Origin of the sequence: Sphaerisporangium siamense, assembly GCF_014205275.1 — a bacterium.
Lineage (GTDB): Bacteria > Actinomycetota > Actinomycetes > Streptosporangiales > Streptosporangiaceae > Sphaerisporangium > Sphaerisporangium siamense.
Map to the genome: position 1 here is coordinate 8400290 of NZ_JACHND010000001.1, position 18466 is coordinate 8418755.

At 73.5% G+C, this 18466-nt stretch carries 13 protein-coding genes; 6 read left to right on the forward strand and 7 right to left on the reverse strand.

Annotated features, from left to right (window positions below):
• Window positions 1-4: 4 nt before the first annotated feature.
• Complete coding sequence (locus BJ982_RS37755; RefSeq protein WP_184888135.1) at window positions 5-1312, reverse strand: FG-GAP repeat domain-containing protein; 1308 nt, start codon at window positions 1310-1312, stop codon at window positions 5-7.
• Window positions 1313-1595: 283 nt separating this feature from the next.
• On the opposite strand from BJ982_RS37755, the gene BJ982_RS37760 reads away from it, so the two are divergent.
• The 3 genes from BJ982_RS37760 (at window position 1596) to BJ982_RS37770 (ending at window position 6498) form a co-directional block, all read left to right on the forward strand.
• Window positions 1596-2510 carry an SRPBCC family protein gene (locus BJ982_RS37760; protein ID WP_184888136.1) on the forward strand — a complete coding sequence of 305 codons (915 nt, stop codon included), beginning with the start codon at window positions 1596-1598 and terminating at the stop codon, window positions 2508-2510.
• A gap of 209 nt (window positions 2511-2719) precedes the next feature.
• Window positions 2720-5395 carry a bifunctional glycosyltransferase/CDP-glycerol:glycerophosphate glycerophosphotransferase gene (locus BJ982_RS37765; RefSeq protein WP_184888137.1) on the forward strand — a complete coding sequence of 892 codons (2676 nt, stop codon included), beginning with the start codon at window positions 2720-2722 and terminating at the stop codon, window positions 5393-5395.
• Window positions 5392-6498 carry a glycosyltransferase gene (locus tag BJ982_RS37770; protein WP_184888138.1) on the forward strand — a complete coding sequence of 369 codons (1107 nt, stop codon included), beginning with the start codon at window positions 5392-5394 and terminating at the stop codon, window positions 6496-6498. Before BJ982_RS37765 ends, BJ982_RS37770 begins: the two co-directional genes overlap by 4 nt.
• 6 nt (window positions 6499-6504) lie before the next feature.
• Here the strand turns inward: BJ982_RS37770 and BJ982_RS37775 are convergent, their stop codons facing one another.
• Both BJ982_RS37775 and BJ982_RS40160 read right to left on the reverse strand, forming a co-directional pair.
• Window positions 6505-7551, reverse strand: coding sequence for a sulfotransferase family protein (locus BJ982_RS37775; protein WP_184888139.1), 1047 nt, complete (start codon window positions 7549-7551; stop codon window positions 6505-6507).
• 4 nt (window positions 7552-7555) lie between these two features.
• Window positions 7556-8821 (reverse strand): CDP-alcohol phosphatidyltransferase family protein, encoded by a 1266-nt coding sequence (locus BJ982_RS40160; protein WP_239123607.1) that lies wholly within the window; start codon window positions 8819-8821, stop codon window positions 7556-7558.
• 247 nt (window positions 8822-9068) lie between these two features.
• Between BJ982_RS40160 and BJ982_RS37785 the strand changes: the two genes are divergently transcribed.
• Together BJ982_RS37785 and BJ982_RS37790 are read left to right on the forward strand one after the other, a co-directional pair.
• Window positions 9069-9815, forward strand: a complete 747-nt coding sequence (locus BJ982_RS37785) for a polysaccharide deacetylase family protein (protein ID WP_184888140.1) — start codon at window positions 9069-9071, stop codon at window positions 9813-9815.
• A 150-nt stretch (window positions 9816-9965) separates the two neighbouring features.
• Window positions 9966-10196 carry a DUF397 domain-containing protein gene (locus BJ982_RS37790; RefSeq protein ID WP_184888141.1) on the forward strand — a complete coding sequence of 77 codons (231 nt, stop codon included), beginning with the start codon at window positions 9966-9968 and terminating at the stop codon, window positions 10194-10196.
• 9 nt (window positions 10197-10205) lie between these two features.
• On the opposite strand, the gene BJ982_RS37795 is transcribed toward BJ982_RS37790, so the two are convergent.
• Together BJ982_RS37795 and guaA are read right to left on the reverse strand one after the other, a co-directional pair.
• Entirely contained in the window at window positions 10206-11402 is a 1197-nt protein-coding gene (locus BJ982_RS37795) for an acyltransferase family protein (RefSeq protein ID WP_184888142.1), read from the reverse strand.
• 94 nt (window positions 11403-11496) lie between these two features.
• Window positions 11497-13047 (reverse strand): glutamine-hydrolyzing GMP synthase, encoded by a 1551-nt coding sequence (guaA, locus tag BJ982_RS37800; protein ID WP_184888143.1) that lies wholly within the window; start codon window positions 13045-13047, stop codon window positions 11497-11499.
• A gap of 130 nt (window positions 13048-13177) precedes the next feature.
• Between guaA and BJ982_RS37805 the strand changes: the two genes are divergently transcribed.
• A complete protein-coding gene (locus BJ982_RS37805; protein ID WP_184888144.1) occupies window positions 13178-15355 on the forward strand; it encodes a beta-propeller domain-containing protein in 2178 nt (725 codons plus the stop codon).
• 120 nt (window positions 15356-15475) lie between these two features.
• Here the strand turns inward: BJ982_RS37805 and glpD are convergent, their stop codons facing one another.
• Window positions 15476-17176, reverse strand: a complete 1701-nt coding sequence (glpD, locus tag BJ982_RS37810) for a glycerol-3-phosphate dehydrogenase (protein WP_239123622.1) — start codon at window positions 17174-17176, stop codon at window positions 15476-15478.
• Window positions 17177-17590: 414 nt separating this feature from the next.
• Window positions 17591-18361 carry a DeoR/GlpR family DNA-binding transcription regulator gene (locus BJ982_RS37815; RefSeq protein ID WP_184888147.1) on the reverse strand — a complete coding sequence of 257 codons (771 nt, stop codon included), beginning with the start codon at window positions 18359-18361 and terminating at the stop codon, window positions 17591-17593.
• Window positions 18362-18466 lie beyond the last annotated feature (105 nt).

The window sequence follows — 18466 nt, forward strand, 5'->3', positions numbered from 1 at the left end:
CGGGTCAGGAAGGCTGGCTCCAGCCGAGGCCGGTGGTGGCTCTGAGGGCCAGCTTCCGCGCTCCGGCGCGCCCGCCGCCGGGCAGGACCTCCAGCGCCCCCGCGCCGTACACGCCGGGAAGCCCTGCGATCAGGTCGGCGCGGGCGTCGCCGACCACGTCGGCCAGGCGCAGGCTCGTGCCGTACCTGGTCTCGTAGGCGTCGTGCGCGTACGTCCGGACCGGCCGCGCTGTCACGCCGGTGGAGGTGCCCGCGTGCAGGACGGCCCGGTCGTGGTCGCCTTCGCCCGCGACATGGACGGCCAGGTCGGCGCGCCCGTCCCCGGTGACGTCGCCGAGCGCGACGCCGGCCGGGTGGTCGTCCCCGTACGCCAGTGCCTGGGCGGGCCCGAACCCGGTGCCCGTGCCGAGCTGGACGATCACCCGGAACGCCGGGTTCGCCGCGTCGGCGGAGGTGACGCGGACCAGGTCGGCCCTGCGGTCGCCGTTGACGTCCCCCACGGCGAGGGCGCGGGCGGCCCGCTCCGCCGGAGTGATCGACCAGGCCCTCTTCAGCGACAGCCCGGACCTGGACCCGGGCACGACGGTGATCCGCTGCGGCCCCACCGGGTCGGGAGGGGCCGGACGCCGCTCGGTCGCCACGAGATCGGCGAGCCCGTCGCCGGTCACGTCCCCGGCCGTGAGGTGCGCGCCGAACCGCTGGGCGCCGTTGGCGAGACCGGCCATGCGCAGGCCTCTTTTGCCGCCACGCAGCACGACGATCCGCTCGTCCCCGGTGACGGCCGCGTCCCCGTACCCGTCGCCGTCGAAGTCGGCGGCGGCCATGGCGGGCTCGGCGACCGGCCACGGGATCACCAGCGCGGGCTTCCCGCGCAGCCCGCCCTCAGAGCCCCGGAAGAGCACCAGCCTCCTCCGCGCGGACGCCAGAACGTCGGCATACCCGTCCCTGTCGAAGTCCGCCGTCACGAGCACCCGCCCGAGGTTCTCCTTCGCGACGGGATCCCCCACCGTGACGACCCGCGCCCTGGAGGAAACCGCCTTCGCTCCCCCGAGGTAGACGACCACGCCCCCGGCGTCGCTCTTCCCCTTCACCTTCAGCAGATGAACCCCGGCGATCACGTCACTCCGCCCGTCCCCGTTGACGTCCCCCGCCCGCGCACCCGCCGCCGACGCGCCCCCGGACGTCCCGAGGACCGGCCGGAGCGCCGCCGCCTCAGCGGGGACGAGCCCGCCCGGCCAGACGAGCCCCGCCACGACGACCGCCGCGAGCCCGCCCTTCCCCATCCCCGTGATCCCCTTGTCGCTGACACGCATGACCGGCTCCTTCGGCGTAGACGACCAGTCCGCCACCGCCAGTCAGACACCGCCCCGGACCGCGAAGCCGGCGAAGCCCGAAGAATTCACCTCCCGACCACCGGATGGCAACCGGCGCCGAAGCGGTCGGCGACGCGCCCCCTTGCCCATGGCCTCCCGGAGAAGCGTGACCGCGGTATGAGGGGTAGCAAGGTACTGGGAGGAGTTGGGCGGTCATAATGGCGCGAGGGCGACAACGGCCGTTCAGTCGTTCTTCGGCTGGTACTCATACAGGAGCGGCGCGATGGCGATGCGGTTCGAGCACGACTTCACGGTTCCCGTGCCGGTCGAGCAGGCGTGGTCGGTGCTCCTCGACGTGGAGCGGGTGGCCTCGTGCCTGCCGGGGGCGACGCTGGACGGCGTGGAGGGTGACGTCTTCACCGGGCGGATGAAGGTGAAGGTGGGGCCGATCACCGTCACCTACCGCGGGGAGGCGTCGTTCACGTCGGTGGACAAGGACGCGCACACGCTCAGCCTCAAGGCGTCCGGCAAGGAGGCGAGGGGCACCGGCACCGCCGGCGCGGTGGTCACCGCGACGCTGGCGGGTGAGGGCCCGCGCACGCGGGTCACGGTCGAGACGTCGTTCACCGTCACCGGACGTCCCGCGCAGTTCGGGCGGGGGGTCATGGCCGAGGTCGGCGCCAAGCTGATCGACCGGTTCGCCGAGAACCTCGCCGCCCTGCTCCGCGAGGCGCCCGAGGAGGCGGGGACCGAGACCACGGCGGCCGACGCCGCCACGGCCGGGATCGCCGCGGCGGCCGAAGTACGCGAGGGTGAGATCGCCGAGGTCGCCGAGAGTGAGGTCGCCGCGCCCGGCACCACCCCGTTCAACGCGCCGGCCGTGCCGTCCTCAGCCGAGCCGTCCGGTCCCGGGCCCGAGGAGGTCCCCGTTCCGGGGTCCGAGGGCAGGGAGGCGGGGCAGCGGCATCTCACCGCCGTTCCGGATTCCTATGGGGAGGCGCGTTCCGGGGAGGCGGCGTCCTGGGAGGCGCACCCGGCGGGGACGACCCGGACGTCCCGCACCGCCGAGGAGGAGGCGCTGGACCTGCTGCGCATCGCCGGCGTGCCGATGCTCAAGCGCGTGGCCCCGCTGGTCGCGGCCCTGACCGCCGTGGCGGTCCTGGCCTGGCTGGTGCGCCGGGGCCTCAAGCGCCGCTGACGCCGACACCATCCGCCGAGGCGATCCGGCGTCGGCCATGCCCCCTTGCCGGCCGCGATTCCGTCTGCCGCGCCTGGTGGGCGCAGCTCGCCGGCTACTTCGGTAAAAGTCGGAAATGAGCTGGTCAGCAGTCCTCTTTGCGGGGCAGAGCGGGGGATTGCGGGGGAATACACCCGGGCAGCGTCGGTGCGGACTCGGGGGAACGAACCATGCAGCCGGATGTCAGCGTTGTCCTTGTCACGTGCGACGACCCGGCCGGCCTGCGGCGCGCGATCGACTCGGTTCTCGGCCAGTCCCTGCGCGACCTCGAACTGATCGTCGTGGACGACGCGAGCGCCGGCGACACGCCCCGCGTGGTCGCCCGCTTCGACGACCCGCGCGTGCGTTACCTGCGCAGGCAGGCGCCCGGCGACGGCCAGGGCGCGTCGCGCAACAGCGGCGCGGACGCGGCCCGCGCCCCGTACGTGATGTTCCTCGACGGCGGCGACGAGCTGCCCCGGCACGCGTGCAAGAGCCTGCTGGAGGAGATCGAGCGCACGGACGCCGAGTTCGTGGCGGGCCAGCTCTCGCGGGTCCTGACGGCGACCGGCCCCGCGCGGGGCGACCGGCGCGCGCGGGGCGCGGCGCGCACGCAGCGGTACCGGCCCGCCCTGTACGGCCCGCGGCGGGTGGTCGAGGGCATCCGGGCCGAGCCGGGGTTCTTCCTCGACGGGTTCGCGACGAACAAGCTGTACCGGGCGGACTTCCTGCGCGAGCACGCGCTGAGGTTCGAGGAGGGCGTCCGGTACGAGGACCACGTCTTCACCGCCGCCGTGTACTGCGCGGCGCGCCGGTTCGCCGTGGTGCCCTGGGTGGTCTACCTGTGGCGCGGCCTGCCGGGGACGGCGTCCGGGGACGAGATCGACGACGTGCGGGCCCGGGTGCGGGCGGCGCAGCTCGGCGACGCGGTCCTGCGCGAGCGCGGGCACGCCGACCTGGTCGGGGCGCGCCAGGACCGTTTCCTGCGGCAGGACCTGCGCGTCCACCTGGAACGGCTCCCCGGGCGCCCGGCGGTGCGGGTGAAGGAGTTCGCCGCGGTGACGCGGCCCTACCTGGACGAGCTGGAGCCGGGCGTGGCCGACCGGGCCGACCCGCTGGTGCGGGTGTGCTGCCATCTGATCCGCACCGGCCGCCCGGAGGACCTGGTGGTCGCGGCGCGGTCGCTGACCGGCCCGAAGGCGGCCCCCCGGCACGCGCTGCGCGTGGACGGCCGCACGTACTGGGGGACGCGCGCCGATCCGGCGATGGACATCACCGCGCTGCGGCTGGGAGAGCTGCCGTTCTCGGCGGCGCGGATCCGGCACGAGGTGACGGAGGTGTCGTGCGCGGGGACGGTGGTGTCGCTGACGGTCCGCACCTATGACCCGTTCGCGGTGCTGCGGCGCTGGAAGACGCGGGCCGAGCTGGTGGTCAAGGGCCTGCGGGTGCCGCTGGAGCCGGCGCGGCAGTCGGACGGCAGCTACCTGACGCGGGTGGAGCTCGACCTGGCCCGGGTCAGGCCGGGCAGGGGCCGCCGCGATCCCCGCGTGTCGTACGTCCGCGCGGACGGGCACCGCACGAGCGACCGGCTGCTGGTGGACCCGGCCACGGCGCCGCTGACGTGCGCCGTGGCCGGGCACGAGGTGACGGTGGGCCCGGTGGGCGACGCCGCGGTGCTGGCGGTGACCTGGCGGCCGGCGCCGCGCCGGGTCTCGCGGCTGCGCGCGGCGGCGTCGGGCGCGGACCTGAAGCTGTGGGCGTACCGGTGGCTGGTCCGCGTGGTGCCGCGCCGCCGCGACCTGGCGTTGTTCGAGTCGGAGAACGGCGCGGCGTACACGGGCAACCCGCGGTACGTCTACGAGGAGATCCGCGGCAGGGGCATGCCGGTGCGGGTGTGGTGGTCGGTGCGCGGCGACGCGTCCGGTTTCCCGGCGGACGTGCCGCTGGTGCCCCGGATGAGCTGGCGGCACGTCTGGATCATGGCCCGGGCGGCGTACTGGGTGGACAGCCACGGTTTCCCCGAGGGCTTCCCCAAGCCGAAGGGCACGCGCTACCTGCAGACCTGGCACGGGCAGGCGCTCAAGACGGTCGGGTTCGACTCCCCCGCCCTGCGCGGCGACCTGCCCGGGCCGCGCGAGCGGTGGCGCGCGTCCGTGGCGCGGTGGGACGCGCTGGTGAGCCCGGGCGCGGAGTTCGAGCGGGTCTTCGTGCCGTCCAACGAATACGCGGGCACCGTGCTGCGTTTCGGCTCGCCGCGGTGCGACGTGCTGGTGAACGGCGACCCGTCGGCCGAGGCGCGGGTGCGCGAGGCCCTGGAGATCCCGGCGGACCGCAGGATCCTGCTGTACGCGCCGACGTACCGCGAGGGGGCGATCGGCGCGTCGGTGCGGGCGGACCTCGACGCGCTCGGCGAGGCCCTGGCCGACGAGTGGGTCGTGGTGCTGCGCCCGCACCCGGCCGAGCGGTTCCGCGTGCCCGAGCGGGTGCGCCACTTCGTCCGGGCCGCGGGCTCGTACCCGGAGGTGAACGACCTGATCCTCGCCTCGGACGCGCTGCTGAGCGACTATTCCTCGATCATCTGCGACTACGCGTGCACCGGCCGCCCGATCCTGCTCTACGCCGACGACTACGACGCCTACGCGCGGGTGGAGCGGGGGCTGAACTACGACCTGCGCGAGATCGGGCCCGGCCCGGTGCTCGCCACCACCGAGGAGCTGGTGGCCGCGCTGCGTGACCTGCCGGCCGTCGCCGCCGAGCACGCGGGCCGGTACGCCGACTTCGTCGCCCTGTTCTGCGCCGAGGAGACGGGGAAGGCCGCGCCGCGGGTGGTGGACGCCTTCTTCCACGGGACCGGGCCGCGGCCATGACGTCCCGGGCCGCGGCGTCCGGGCGTGGACAGGCGGTGGTGTTCGCCTGCATGGACGCCGACACGCTGGGCGGGGTGCAGCAGGTGACGCACACCGTCGCCCAAGGGCTGGCCCTGCGCGGCCATGACGTGCACGTGGTGGGCCTGCACCGCTCGCCCGACCCGTTCCGCTTCGTCGAACGCCCGTTGTACGAGCGGCACGTGGTGCAGCGGCGGCCGCTCGGCGCGGGGCGGGTCTGGGCGGCGCGGGGACGGGTGTCCCGGCTGCTGTCCTCGCTCGGGCAGGGGTACGCGGTGCTCACCTCGCCCGCGGTGGTGTCGTGGCTGGCGGGCGCGCTGCCGTCCCGGTTCCCGGCGATCGGCCAGTACCACGGGTCGTACGAGCACGCCCGGGGCACGTGGCACTTCGCCTCGGTGCGCCGCCACTACGGCGACCTGGCCCGGTCGGTGTTCCTCAGCCCTGAGGACGCGGCGCGGTTCGCCGAGCAGGCGCTGCTGCCGAACGCCGACGACGTGCCGAACCCGCTGCGGGCCTGGCCGGAGGCGCCGTCGTTCCTGGACGTGCCGCGCGTGCTCGGCGTCGGCAGGCTGGCCTGGGTGAAGCGCTTCGACCGGCTGATCACGGCGTTCGCCCGGGCGGCGCGCACGCGGCAGGACTGGCAGCTCCACCTGGTCGGCGAGGGCCCGGAGCTGCCGCGCCTGCGCGCGCACGCGGCGTCGCTGGGCATGGCGGGCCGCGTGGTGTTCCGGGGCAGGGTGCCCGCGGCGGAGATCGGCCGCGAGTACCTCAACGGGGCCGTCCTCGGCCTCACCAGCGAGCACGAAGGGTTCCCGCTGGTGGTGGCCGAGGCGGCCTCGTACGGCATGCCCGCGGTGGCGTTCGACGTCTCCGGAGGGGTGCGCGCGCTGGTCCGGCACGGCACGACGGGCGTGCTCGTGCCGCCCGCGGACCTGGACGCGCTGACCGGCGCGCTGGCGGGCCTGATGGCCGACCACGCGCGGCGGCGGCGGCTCGGCGCGGCGGCGCGGGCCCACGCCGAGGCGTTCCGGCTGGAGCGGGTGCTGGACCGCTGGGAGGAGGTCTTCGCGCGGATCAGCCGGTGAGGACGGTCAGCGGTCGACGAGCCGGCTTGAGGCGGCACGGGGGCGGGGGACGCCGACGTGGGAGAGCTGCCCGGAGGTGAGCATCGCGGCGAGGGGGCCGGGCTCGCGCATGCGGTTGACCCGGTCGCGTGCCACCTGCTCGGCCCGGGACAGCGCGCGCCGCGCGGCGGTCCTGCGGTAGGCGAGCAGGTGCCGGACGGACGCCCCGGAGCCGCCCGGGACGTCGTAGCCGTAGGCCCGCAGGCGGCGGCCGAGCACCTCCTCGCACAGCGCGATCTCCCACGGCGCCAGGCGGGTGCTCCAGGTGCCGACCCGGGCCTGGGTGACGGCGTGGTGGGTGTTGCTGTGCCAGACCTTGCGCGCGGGCACCGCGACCCGCGCGACGCGGCTCGGCTCGCACATGGCGGGGTCGTAGTCCTCGCCGAGGAACGCGCAGACCTTGGCCAGCTCGGTCGCCGGGTCGGCGGTGAGGTCCTCGTAGCGCAGCTCGTGGTAGGCGTCGGCGGGCAGCCGCGCGGCGTGGCGGCGGCCGTGGTCGATGGTGGCCGCCCAGATGGCGATGGCGTGGTAGACGTCCAGCGTGAACCAGGGCATCTCCTTCAGCGAGGCGACGCAGTCGCGCCCGTCCCTGATCAGGTGGATGAACTGGGCGTCGGGGAACAGGCGCAGCACGACGTCCACGTGCTTGGAGTAGCTCGGCCGCTTGTCGCCCCAGCGGGGCTTGCGGAAGCGCTCGGCGTACCCGCGGAACACCTCGCCGATCACCGAGCCGAGCGAGCCGGGGCCGTCGGCGGCCTTGCGGATGTAGGCGTCGCGGTCGACGCCGAGCTCGCGGAACTTGGTGCTCTTGTCGGTGGCGATCCACTCGGCGAGCGCCCGCCGGTTGCCGGGCACGCGCATGTCCCCGTGGATCCGCCGGTGGTAGTAGGCCTGGAGCAGGAAGCGCGTCTCGGGCGGCACGGCGATGCGCGGGTGCGCGTGCAGCATGAGCTGCAGCATCGTCGTGCCGGAGCGCGGGCAGCCGATGATGAAGACGGGCCGGTCTGAGCGCATCGATCTACACCCCCGTGAAGAAAGGATCGGTCCGCACGTGCCGCTGGTCGTCCTCGCCGGAGGCGCCCGGCGCGGCCTTTCCGAGCGCCCGGGTGGACTGCCACATGCGGTAGACAAGAAAGATCTCGTTGGCGACGAGCAGGCCGCCCGCGAGCGCGGTGACGGGAAGCAGCGCGGCCGGGCCGATGACCGGCGCCACGACGAACACGGCGGCGTGGAACTCGATGCCGCTCATCAGGTGGGTGCGCACCCGGTGCCGGGCCAGGAAGTGGCCGACGCGCCGCCGCGGGCCCACCGGCCCCTCGCCCTCCCCCGGCGGCTGGGGCGGCGCCTGGTCGTACCCTTCCGCCTCGTACCTGCGGACGTACTCGGGCAGGTCGCCGGCCATGTCCGACTCCTGGTCGTACACCTCGTCGCGGGGCGGGGGCGGAAGGATGCGGGGCATGGGCGCGGGAACGGGCCCGGGAATGGGCCCAAGAATGGGCGCGGTGGCGGCGAGGGAGTCCGGGGAGCCGGACGCCTGCCGGGGAATGGCCGGGCCGTCCCAGGCGGCGCCGGGGGCCTGGGCACGCGGCGCCGGCGCCTCGCCGTCGAGGCAGGGGTCGGGGGCGGGCGGGTAGTCCAGCGGGCCGTGCGGTGGAAGCGGGTAGTCGTGGAACTCCTCGGCGGTCGCGGCGTGGTCGTCGTAGGCGACCACGGCCCTGGCGTCGCCGGGGTCCCGGGCGAGCGAGTCGACGGCCATCGCCTCGCGCACCGCGGTCAGTTCGTCGCGGCGGGCGGCGCGGCGCCTGGCCTTGACGGTCTGGCGTACTCGTTTCATCTGCGGGGCGTTGACGTAGCGGAACAGGTCCAGGATCGCGATGCCGGCGCCGAGCAGGACGAAGGCGAGGCGGCCGGTGGCGGCGTACTGCCCGTAGGCGATGCCGGCGGCGCAGCAGACGACGCGGATGCGGTCGCCGACGTAGTCGAGCCAGAGCCCGAACGGCGTGCCGGTGCCCTTGAGCCGCGCGATCTTGCCGTCCACACAGTCGATCATGAAGCTGACGTAGAAGAGCGCCGCGCCGAGGACGAGCCGGTTCGCGGCGAAGCAGGCCGCCGAGGCCATGCCGAGGATCAGGGAGAGGCGGGTCAGGGCGTTGGGCGTGATCTCGGTGCGATTCGCTACGAACAGTGCCACCCGGCACGCGACCGGGTCGACCATGAACACCGTCCACCATGAGTCTCTGCGTTTGCGCGTCGCGAGCACGTCATCCAGCGAATAGGACCTCATGGCTGCCAGCATGGCGACGTGAAGCCACCGAAATCCGACCGTCTGTAACTAACATGAGATCTCTAGATGGTTTCTTGACCGCCCCCGGCGACTGCCCCCGGCGGCTTGACCTCCCGCCACACGATCGCTTCCCGCGCGCTCGACCGCGCGCCCGTTCCTGGAACGTTTAATGCTGATTTGGTGTGATTTTTACGGTCCATTGGAAAGCGGAGTAGGGTTTGCGCGGCGTCGGCGAAGGAGGAGGACCATGGGCCCCGCACAGCGAGCTCGGCGGATGATGCGACGGTTCGTCCCGATCGCCGCGGCGACCGCCCTGATGGCGGCGGCGCTGCCCGCCTCGGCCGAGGAGCCCGCGTCCGCGCGTGCCAAGGGCGTCGACTGCGCCCGGGTGAAGTGCATCGCGCTGACCTTCGACGACGGCCCCGGCCCCTACACCGCCAAGCTGCTGGACATCCTGCGCGCCCACCGCACCAAGGTCACGTTCTTCCTCATCGGCGGGCGCGTCGAGAAGGACCCGAGGACGGCGCGCGCGATCGCGCGGCAGGGTCACCAGGTCGGCAACCACACCTACGACCACCCGCACCTCACCACCCTGTTCGACGACGAGATCCGCGACGAGATCGCCCGCGCCCAGGACGCCATCCAGGCGGCCACCGGACGGCGGCCCGACATCCTGCGGCCCCCGTACGGCGACACCGACGCGCGGGTGGGCGCCATCGCCGCCGAGTTCGGCCTGTCGCAGATCGTGTGGAACGGCAGCTCGCGCGACTGGGAGCTCCAGAACGCCGTGGCGATCCGCGAGAAGGTGCTGGGCCTGGCCAAGCGCGACCGCGTGGTGCTGATGCACGACATCCAGCCCGCGACGGTCACGGCCATGCCGAAGATCCTCACCGCGTTGGAGAAGAAGGGCTACCACGTGGTGACCGTCGAGAAGCTGCTGCGCGGCCGGCGGCTGAACGCCGGCGAGACCTTCCCCGTCGGCGGCTGGAACTGACGATCGGCGGAATCGCTTGCGCCGCCGCCCCGCGCCGGTCTTAAGGTGGGACGAGGCCGCGGCCAGGCGCGACATCGCCTGGATTCCGGCGGCGTCTTCCCCGATCCGTCATGGCCGTTTCCCGGCCGTCACACGAGGAGACCACGAGCGATGAGCGACGTACAGCAGAAGGCCGAGCTCTACGCCATGGACATCTCGGACGCGACCTGGCTGAGCGCCCCCGGGAGCACCTCCGAGGACCGTATCGAGATCGCCTACCTGCCCGGCGGCGCGGTCGCCATGCGCAACCCGTCCGACCCCGCGGGCACCGTCCTGCGCTACACGGCCGCCGAGTGGAACGCCTTCGTCCTCGGCGTCCGCGACGGCGAGTTCGACGACTGACCCGCCGCCTCAGGGCCCGGCGGCATCGGAGCGCCCGCGCGCGCCGCTCAGGCGGCGCGCCGGGCGCTCCACGTACCGGTAGGTCAGCGCGCTCACGCCGAGCACGACGGCGACGAAGGCGAGGGCGAGCAGGGCCTGCACGAGCAGCGGGCGCCCGCCCGGGTCGCCGAAGAGGGCCACGAACAGCTTCAGCAGCGGGACGTGCACCAGGTACACCGAGTAGCTGATCAGCCCGAGCCAGGCGAGCGGGCGAGGCACGGCGCGGTGGCGCAGGGCCATGCCGGCGGCGAACGTCGCCCCGGCGAGCGCGACCGTGGTCATCCAGACGTGCGGGTACGCCCACCATCCCGTCCGGTAGGCGAAGAACGGCACGATCAGGAGCAGCGCCGTCACCACCGCGACCGCGCCCGTGGCGGACGCCTGCCCACGCTCCCAGCGGTACAGGACGGTGCCGGTGAACATCACCGCGAGGATCCCGGGGCCGAGCCACGGCGTCCGGCCGCCGAGCAGCAGCAGCGTCACGCCGAGCGCCCCGAGCGCGAGCGCGCCCGCCGTGCGCGCCCGGCCCCGGCCCGCGAACACGCACCAGAACCCGGCCGCGAAGACGGCCAGCGAGACGAAGGCCGCCGGACCGCGGGGCAGCACGGGGCCCGCCAGCAGCAGCCCCACGACGACCGCGACGCCCGCGAAGACCACGGCCCACAGGGCGCTGCGCCGGTGCAGCCCGGTCGCGAACAGCGCGGTGACGACCAGGTAGAAGACCATCTCGTAGGACAGCGTCCACATCGGCTCGGTGACCCCGCCGGACCCGACCACGTCCAGGAGCATGGTGACGTGCGCGGCGACGGTGGCCAGGTCCGGCGTGACCTCGGCGCGGATCGGCACGATCGGCGCCAGCGCGAGCACCAGGCAGACGACCACGATGTACAGCGGGTAGAGCCGGAGGAACCTGCCCACCCAGAACGCGCGCACGTCGCCGTGCCGCTCCAGCGACGCGGGGATGATGTAGCCGCTGACCAGGAAGAACACCAGCACGCCGTACATGCCGAGGCTGAACCAGCGGGGGCTGAGCCCGGGCGTGAAGCGGTACAGCATGTGCTCCAGGAGCACGGCGGTGGCGCCCAGGCCCCGAAGGGCGTCCAGCCACGCCAGCCTGGAGCTCCTCTGGGCGGCGCTGTGCGGCGCGCCCGTCCCGGCCGTAAGCATTGGACGGAATTTACCGGAGCATGAACCCGCCCGGCCGTATCACGGACCTTTGTCCTGTGCAGTCCGATTGGGCGGGTTCACGTCCTGCCGGGGGTCACTCCCACTCGATGGTGCCCGGCGGCTTGCTCGTGACGTCCAGGACCACGCGGTTGATCTCGCGGACCTCGTTGGTGACGCGGGTGGAGATGCGGGCCAGCACGTCGTACGGGACGCGGGACCAGTCGGCCGTCATGGCGTCCTCGCTGGTGACCGGGCGCAGCACGACCGGGTGGCCGTAGGTGCGGCCGTCGCCCTGGACGCCGACGGAGCGGACGTCGGCGAGCAGCACGACCGGGCACTGCCAGATGTCCCGGTCGAGACCGGCGCGCGACAGCTCCTCGCGGGCGATGGCGTCGGCCTCGCGCAGCACGTCCAGGCGGTCCTGGGTGACCTCGCCGATGATGCGGATGCCGAGCCCCGGGCCGGGGAACGGCTGGCGCCACACCATGGCCGGGGGCAGGCCCAGCTCTTCGCCCGCGCGGCGCACCTCGTCCTTGAAGAGCGTGCGCAGCGGCTCGACCAGGGAGAACCGCAGGTCGTCCGGGAGGCCGCCGACGTTGTGGTGGGACTTGATGTTGGCCGTGCCGGTGCCGCCGCCGGACTCGACGACGTCGGGGTAGAGCGTGCCCTGGACCAGGAAGTCGACCGGGCCGTCGGCGATGATGGCGCGCTGCTCGTCCTCGAAGACGCGGATGAACTCACGCCCGATGATCTTGCGCTTCTCCTCCGGGTCGGTCACCCCGGCCAGCGCCTTCAGGAAGCGCTCCTGGGCGTCCACGACGCGGAGCCTGACGCCGGTGGCGGCGACGAAGTCGCGCTCGACCTGCTCGGCCTCGCCCTTGCGCAGCAGACCGTGGTCGACGAAGACGCACGTGAGACGGTCGCCGATGGCCCGCTGGACGATCGCGGCGGCCACCGCCGAGTCGACGCCGCCGGACAGGGCGCAGATCGCGCGGCCCTCGGGGCCGATCTGGGCGCGGACGGCCTCGACGGCGTCCTCGACGATGTTGAGCATGGTCCAGGTGGGACGGCACCCGGCCGCGTCCAGGAAGTGCTTCATGACGGCCTGGCCGTGCTCGGAGTGCAGCACCTCGGGGTGGAACTGCACGCCGTACAGCCCCTTGCCGGGGTGCTCCATGGCGGCGACCGGCGTGTCGGGCGTCCAGGCCGTGACCGCGAAGCCCTCGGGGGCCGCGACGACGCTGTCGCCGTGCGACATCCACACCGACTGGGCCGCGGGCAGGCCGGCGAACAGCACGCCCTCGGCGCCGACGGTGAGCCGCGTGCCGCCGTACTCGGCGATGCCGGTCTGCGCGACCTGGCCGCCGAGCGCCCGGGCCATCTCCTGGAAGCCGTAGCAGATGCCGAAGGTCGGGACCCCGGTCTCGAACAGCCCCTCGGGGGCGGCGGGCGCCCCCTCGGCGTAGACGGACGAGGGCCCGCCGGAGAGGATGATCGCCTTGGGCTTCTTGGCGAGCATGTCGGACACCGGCATCGTCGAGGGGACGATCTCGGAGTACACGTGGCACTCACGGACCCGTCGTGCGATCAGCTGCGCGTACTGCGCGCCGAAATCTACGACGAGGACCGTGTCGAACTCAGACACCGGAAAGACCCCCCAAAAGACGCCGCGGTCCTCACAGTTTAGCGACGCCCGGAGATGCCGACGCTGCCGGTGATCTACCTCGCGCCGACCCGGCCCTGAACCGGGCCCGGGCGTGATGCGTCGTAGGGGCATGAGGACTTCGATCGGTACGGCAGCGGCCGCCGCGCTGGCCTGCGGGCTCCTGACGGCGGCGTGCACGGGCGGCGGGGCCGCGAAGCCCTCCGCCGCCCCGCCCGTCACCCTGGGGGGGATCAAGCTCGTCTCGTACTCCGGGTGCGACGACATGCTGGAGGGCCTGCGCGGCGCCGCGGCGAAGAACGTGGGCCCCTGGGGATTCGGCGGCAACATGATCATGTTCGCCACCGGGGAGGTCACCGCGAGCCGGGACGCCAAGGCCGCCCCGGCCTACTCCACCACCAACGTGCACGAGGCCGGCGTCGACGAGCCGGACATGGTGAAGACCGACGGCGAGCGGATCATCAGCTACGCCGCCGGGGTGCTGCGCGTCGTGGACGTGGCGACCAGGAAGGAGACCGGCACGCTGCGCCTGGTGCCAGAAGAGCAGCGCTGGGCGCCCGGCGAGCTGCTCGTCCACGGCGACCGCGCGCTGGTGATCTTCAGTGCGGGCGACGTGGTGCCCTTCGGCGCGACGGCCAAGCGGGCCGCCGTGTCCGGCCCCCGGTACGTGCTGGTCGACCTGAAGGACATGAAGCCGCTCGGGACGATCACGCCGAAGGGGTCGCACGTCGACGCCCGGATGACCGGCTCCACCGTCCGCCTGGTGGTCAGGTCGCAGCCGGACATCACCTTCCCCGAGTCGCGCCCGAACCAGAGCGAGGACGATCTCACCCGGCGCAACCAGGACATCGTGCGCAAGGCGCCCATCGACGCCTGGCTGCCCACCTACGAGGTGTCGGCGGCCGGGCAGCCGGCCCGCACGGAGAAGCTGAAGTGCGAGCAGGTCAGCCACCCGGACGACTACACCGGCACCTCGCTGCTGAGCGTGCACACCATCGACCTGGAGGCCGGGCTCGCCTCCGGCGACCCGATCGCCGTGGCCGCCGACGGCGACACGGTGTACGCGACGCCGACGAGCCTGTACGTCACGAGCAACCCGCGGTACTGGTGGCCGCGCCCGATCGACGCGCGCCCGATCGAGGACACGCCCCCCGTGGAGGCCACCCCCGCGCCGGCGACCCCCGCCCCCGTCTCGCCGGGGGCCGCGCCGGCGGATTCCCCGACGGTCGTCGCGCCGCGCGACCCGGTCACCTCGCCGCCCGCCGAGAAGGTGGAGCCGTCCGCCGATCCCTCGATGCCGACCCTGCTCCCCGAGCCGACCCCGTCGCCCTCGGCCCCTGAGTCCCCCACCGCCACGCCGACCGCGGTGACGCCGTCGCCGGACAAGAGCGGGTCCCCAGAGGACGAGGCGCCGCCGGACCGGACCGAGGTGCACCGCTTCGACATCAGCGGCGCCGGCGCGCCCCGCTACGTCGCCTCCGGGGCCGTCCCCGGGCGGCTGCTCAACCAGTACTCGCTGTCGGACTTCGACGGGCACCTGCGGGTGGCCACCACGATCGACGCCCCCATGGGCGGCGCGAACGCGTCGGCCGCTTCCAGCGGGGTATACGTGCTGAAGGCGGACACGCTCGCCCAGGTCGGGCAGGTCACCGGCCTCGGCAAGGGCGAGCGCATCTACTCCGTGCGCTTCATCGGCCCGGTGGGCTACGTGGTGACGTTCAAGCAGGTGGACCCGCTGTACACGCTCGACCTGCGCGACCCGGCGCGGCCCGCGGTGCGCGGCGAGCTGAAGATCACCGGCTACTCGGCCTACCTGCACCCCGCCGGCGACGGGCGGCTGCTCGGCATAGGCCAGGAGGCGAGCACGCAGGGCAGGACGCTCGGCATGCAGGTCTCGCTGTTCGACGTCGGCGACCCGGCCGCGCCCAAGCGGTTGTCGCGGTTCCACCAGAAGGAGTCCGCGTCCGAGGCCGAGTGGGACCCGCACGCGTTCCTGTACTGGCCCGAGTCCGGGCTGGCCGTGCTGCCGGTGAGCAGCTGGGGCGGGAGCGAGGCCGGGGAGTCCGACATGGCGGCCATGGTGCTGAAGGTCGGCGACGACGCGATCACCCAGGCCGGGCTGGTCAGGCACCCGAAGCCCGCCAAGAGCCAGGACCCGGTCCAGTTCGACGCCCGGATCCAGCGCTGCCTGATCATCGGCGACACCCTGTGGACGCTGTCCGGCGCGGGTCTCAAGGCGAGCGACGCGACCAGCCTGGCCGACCAGGCGTGGATTCCCTTCCGGGTATAACGTTTCCAGGGGCTTTTCCGGCTTCCGGGCCGTATCGCGCAGTACGGCCCGGAGCGCCCCGGCCGCGCGGCCCGTGCTTCCCGGTGACGGGGCCGGCGCCGCGCGGCCGAGCGGCGAACGTCAGCTCCTCTTGGCCGCCGGCCGCCTCGCGGTCGTCTCGCCGACCGGGACGATCTCGGGGGCGCCCAGGCGGATCGCGTCGGCCTCCTGGTCGGTGTCCTGCTCCTGGGAGGCCCGCTCGGCCTCGACCCGCTTGGTGTAGTACTCGACCTCGCGCTTGACCTGCTCGTCGTCCCATCCGAGCGGCCCGGCCATCAGCTCGGCGGCCTCCTGCGCGACGGCGGTGCCCCGGTGGAAGGTCTCGATCGAGATGCGCGTGCGGCGGGTGAGGACGTCGTTCAGGTGGCGCGCGCCCTCGTGGGTGGCCGCGTACACGACCTCGGCCCTCAGGTAGTCGTCGGCGCCCGACAGCGGGCGGCCCAGCGAGGGGTCCTCCCGGACCAGGTCGAGCACCTCGTCGATCATTGAGCCGTACCGCTGCAGGAGGTGCTCGATGCGGGCGACGTGCAGGCCGGAGGCGCGCGCCAGCCGGTGGCGCTGGTTCCACAGCGCCTGGTACCCCTCGCCGCCGAGCAGCGGGACCGCGTCGGTGCAGGACGGCGGCACCCGCTGGTCCAGGCCGTGCGCGACCGCGTCCACGGCGTCCTTGGCCATGACCCGGTACGTCGTGTACTTGCCGCCCGCGATCATCACCAGGCCCGGGACCGGGTGGGTGACGACGTGCTCGCGCGACAGCTTGGAGGTCTCCTCGGACTCGCCGGCGAGCAGGGGGCGCAGGCCCGCGTACACGCCTTCGACGTCGTCGCGGGTGAGCGGCACCGAGAGCACGGCGTTGACGTGGTCGAGCACGTAGTCGATGTCCTGGCGGGAGGCCGCGGGGTGGACCTTGTCGAGGGACCAGTGGGTGTCGGTGGTGCCGACGATCCAGTGCCGGCCCCACGGAATCACGAAGAGCACCGATTTCTCGGTGCGAAGGATGATTCCGGTGAGCGAGTGGATCCGGTCCCGCGGGACCACCAGGTGCACGCCCTTGGAGGCCCGCACGTGGATCTGGCCCCGCCCGCCCACCATCTCCTGGATCTCGTCGGTCCACACGCCGGTCGCGTTGACCACCTGCCGGGCGCGGATGTCGTACTCCGCGGTGCTCTCCAGGTCGCGGACCCGCACGCCCGTGACGCGCTCGCCCTCCCGCAGGAAGCCGATGACCTGCGTGCGCGAGACGACGTGCGCGCCGTAGGAGGCGGCGGTGCGCAGCATGGTGGCGACGTAGCGGGCGTCGTCCACCTGGGCGTCCCAGTACTGCACGGCGCCGGTGAGCGCCGACCTGCGCAGCGCGGGCGCCAGGCGCAGGGCGCGGCGGCGCGACAGGTGGCGGTGGCCGGGCATGCCCCGGGTGAGGCCCGTCGAGAAGCCGAGCGTGTCGTAGAGGGTGAGGCCCGCGCCCACGTACGGCCGCTCCCACACGTGGTGGGTGAGCGGGAACAGGAAGGGCACCGGGCGCACCAGATGGGGGGCGATCCGCTGGAGCAGCAGCGCGCGTTCCTGCAGCGCCTCGCGCACGAGGTCGAAGTTGAGCTGTTCGAGGTAGCGCAGCCCGCCGTGGATCAGCTTGGACGAGCGCGAGGAGGTGCCGGACGCGAAGTCGCGGGCCTCGACCAGGCCCACCGACAGCCCGCGGGTGACGGCGTCCAGAGCGACGCCGGACCCGACCACGCCGCCGCCGACCACGATGAGGTCGAGCTCGTGCGCGGGGTCGGCCATGCGGGCCAGCGCGGCCGCTCTCTCCGCCGGCCCGAGCCGGGCGGAGTGCGTGCCGCCGCCCTCCCTGGCCAGGGGATGGGAGTCCGCGCGCCGGGCGCCGGCCTCCCCCTCCCGCGCCGCCCGTTCCCTCGCACCGTCCTGGCTGTCCATCGCGCTCCCCCTGGGGTGCGGCCGTCGCGCCTGCGTCCCGTTCCTACCCGAGAGTAGATACCTGCATGCCCGGGCGGGCCTCCGGCGGGCACGACGCCTCTCGCGGGCGTGGACCGCCGACGACCTGCCTTCTCCTCGTCAACGAGGGGTCGGCTCACCGCCATCCCCTCGCCGGTAGATCTTTCCGCTCCCGGTGGGCGGGACACGATTCCCGACGGCCTGTGTGATCTCCGGCCGCGGAGACGATTCCCGGTCAGGCGGAGGTCACACCCGCAGGACCTCAACACCCCTGTCGGTGAACGCGGCGACGGCGGCGTCCGAGAGTCCGGCGTCGGTGATCAGCGTGTGGATCCGGTCGATGCCGCAGATGCGCGCGAAGGCCCGGCGGCCGATCTTGGAGGCGTCCGCCACCGCCACGACGCGCCCGGCCCGTCCGATCATCAGGTTGTTGACGCTGGCCTCGCCCTCGTGGTGCGCGGAGGCGCCCGCCTCGGCGTCGATGCCGTCCACGCCGAGGAAGGCGATGTCCAGCGTCACCTGCTCCAGCACCCCCGAGGCCAGCGGGCCGATCAGCTCGTACGACTGCGGCCTGGCCACCCCGCCCGTGACGACGATCTTGACGTGCTGCCGCACGGTCAGCTCGGCGGCGATGTTCAGCGCGTTGGTCACGACGGTGAGGCGCGCGCCGGGGTCGGCGCGGGCGGCGAGGGTTCTGGCGACTTCGGAGGTCGTGGTGCCGCCGTTCAGCCCGACGACGCCGCCCGGCTGCACCATCTCGGCCGCCGCCTCGGCGATGCGCTGCTTCTCTCCCTCGTGCCGGGCCGTCTTGTACCGCAGGGGGAGGTCGTAGCTGACGCTCTGCGCGACGGCGCCGCCGCGCGTGCGCATGAGCATCTGCTGCTGGGCGAGCTCGTCGAAGTCGCGCCGGATCGTCGCCGTGGAGACGTCGAGCGTCTCCGCGGCCTCCTCGACCGTCAGACGCCCCTGCTGGGCGAGGAGCTCCAGGAGCGAGTTCCAGCGTTCGTAACGGCTCATGAGCACAAAGCGTGGCACAAGAACGCCGCGTGTCACGGCACCACCGGAGTCCCGGTCTGGCACTGCACAATCTTGCTCATTAGTGCTATAAAAAATGCAGAAGAT

Bases quoted from the DNA above. Each gene is read 5' to 3' on its own strand.
- BJ982_RS37770 (WP_184888138.1), top strand. From the start codon at position 5,392: ATGACGTCCCGGGCCGCGGCGTCCGGGCGTGGACAGGCGGTGGTGTTC.
- BJ982_RS37775 (WP_184888139.1), bottom strand. From the start codon at position 7,551: ATGCGCTCAGACCGGCCCGTCTTCATCATCGGCTGCCCGCGCTCCGGC.
- BJ982_RS37755 (WP_184888135.1), bottom strand. From the start codon at position 1,312: ATGCGTGTCAGCGACAAGGGGATCACGGGGATGGGGAAGGGCGGGCTC.
- BJ982_RS37785 (WP_184888140.1), top strand. From the start codon at position 9,069: ATGGGCCCCGCACAGCGAGCTCGGCGGATGATGCGACGGTTCGTCCCG.
- glpD (WP_239123622.1), bottom strand. From the start codon at position 17,176: ATGGCCGACCCCGCGCACGAGCTCGACCTCATCGTGGTCGGCGGCGGC.
- BJ982_RS37765 (WP_184888137.1), top strand. From the start codon at position 2,720: ATGCAGCCGGATGTCAGCGTTGTCCTTGTCACGTGCGACGACCCGGCC.
- BJ982_RS37795 (WP_184888142.1), bottom strand. From the start codon at position 11,402: ATGCTTACGGCCGGGACGGGCGCGCCGCACAGCGCCGCCCAGAGGAGC.
- BJ982_RS37815 (WP_184888147.1), bottom strand. From the start codon at position 18,361: ATGAGCCGTTACGAACGCTGGAACTCGCTCCTGGAGCTCCTCGCCCAG.
- BJ982_RS40160 (WP_239123607.1), bottom strand. From the start codon at position 8,821: ATGAGGTCCTATTCGCTGGATGACGTGCTCGCGACGCGCAAACGCAGA.
- BJ982_RS37805 (WP_184888144.1), top strand. From the start codon at position 13,178: ATGAGGACTTCGATCGGTACGGCAGCGGCCGCCGCGCTGGCCTGCGGG.
- BJ982_RS37760 (WP_184888136.1), top strand. From the start codon at position 1,596: ATGGCGATGCGGTTCGAGCACGACTTCACGGTTCCCGTGCCGGTCGAG.
- BJ982_RS37790 (WP_184888141.1), top strand. From the start codon at position 9,966: ATGAGCGACGTACAGCAGAAGGCCGAGCTCTACGCCATGGACATCTCG.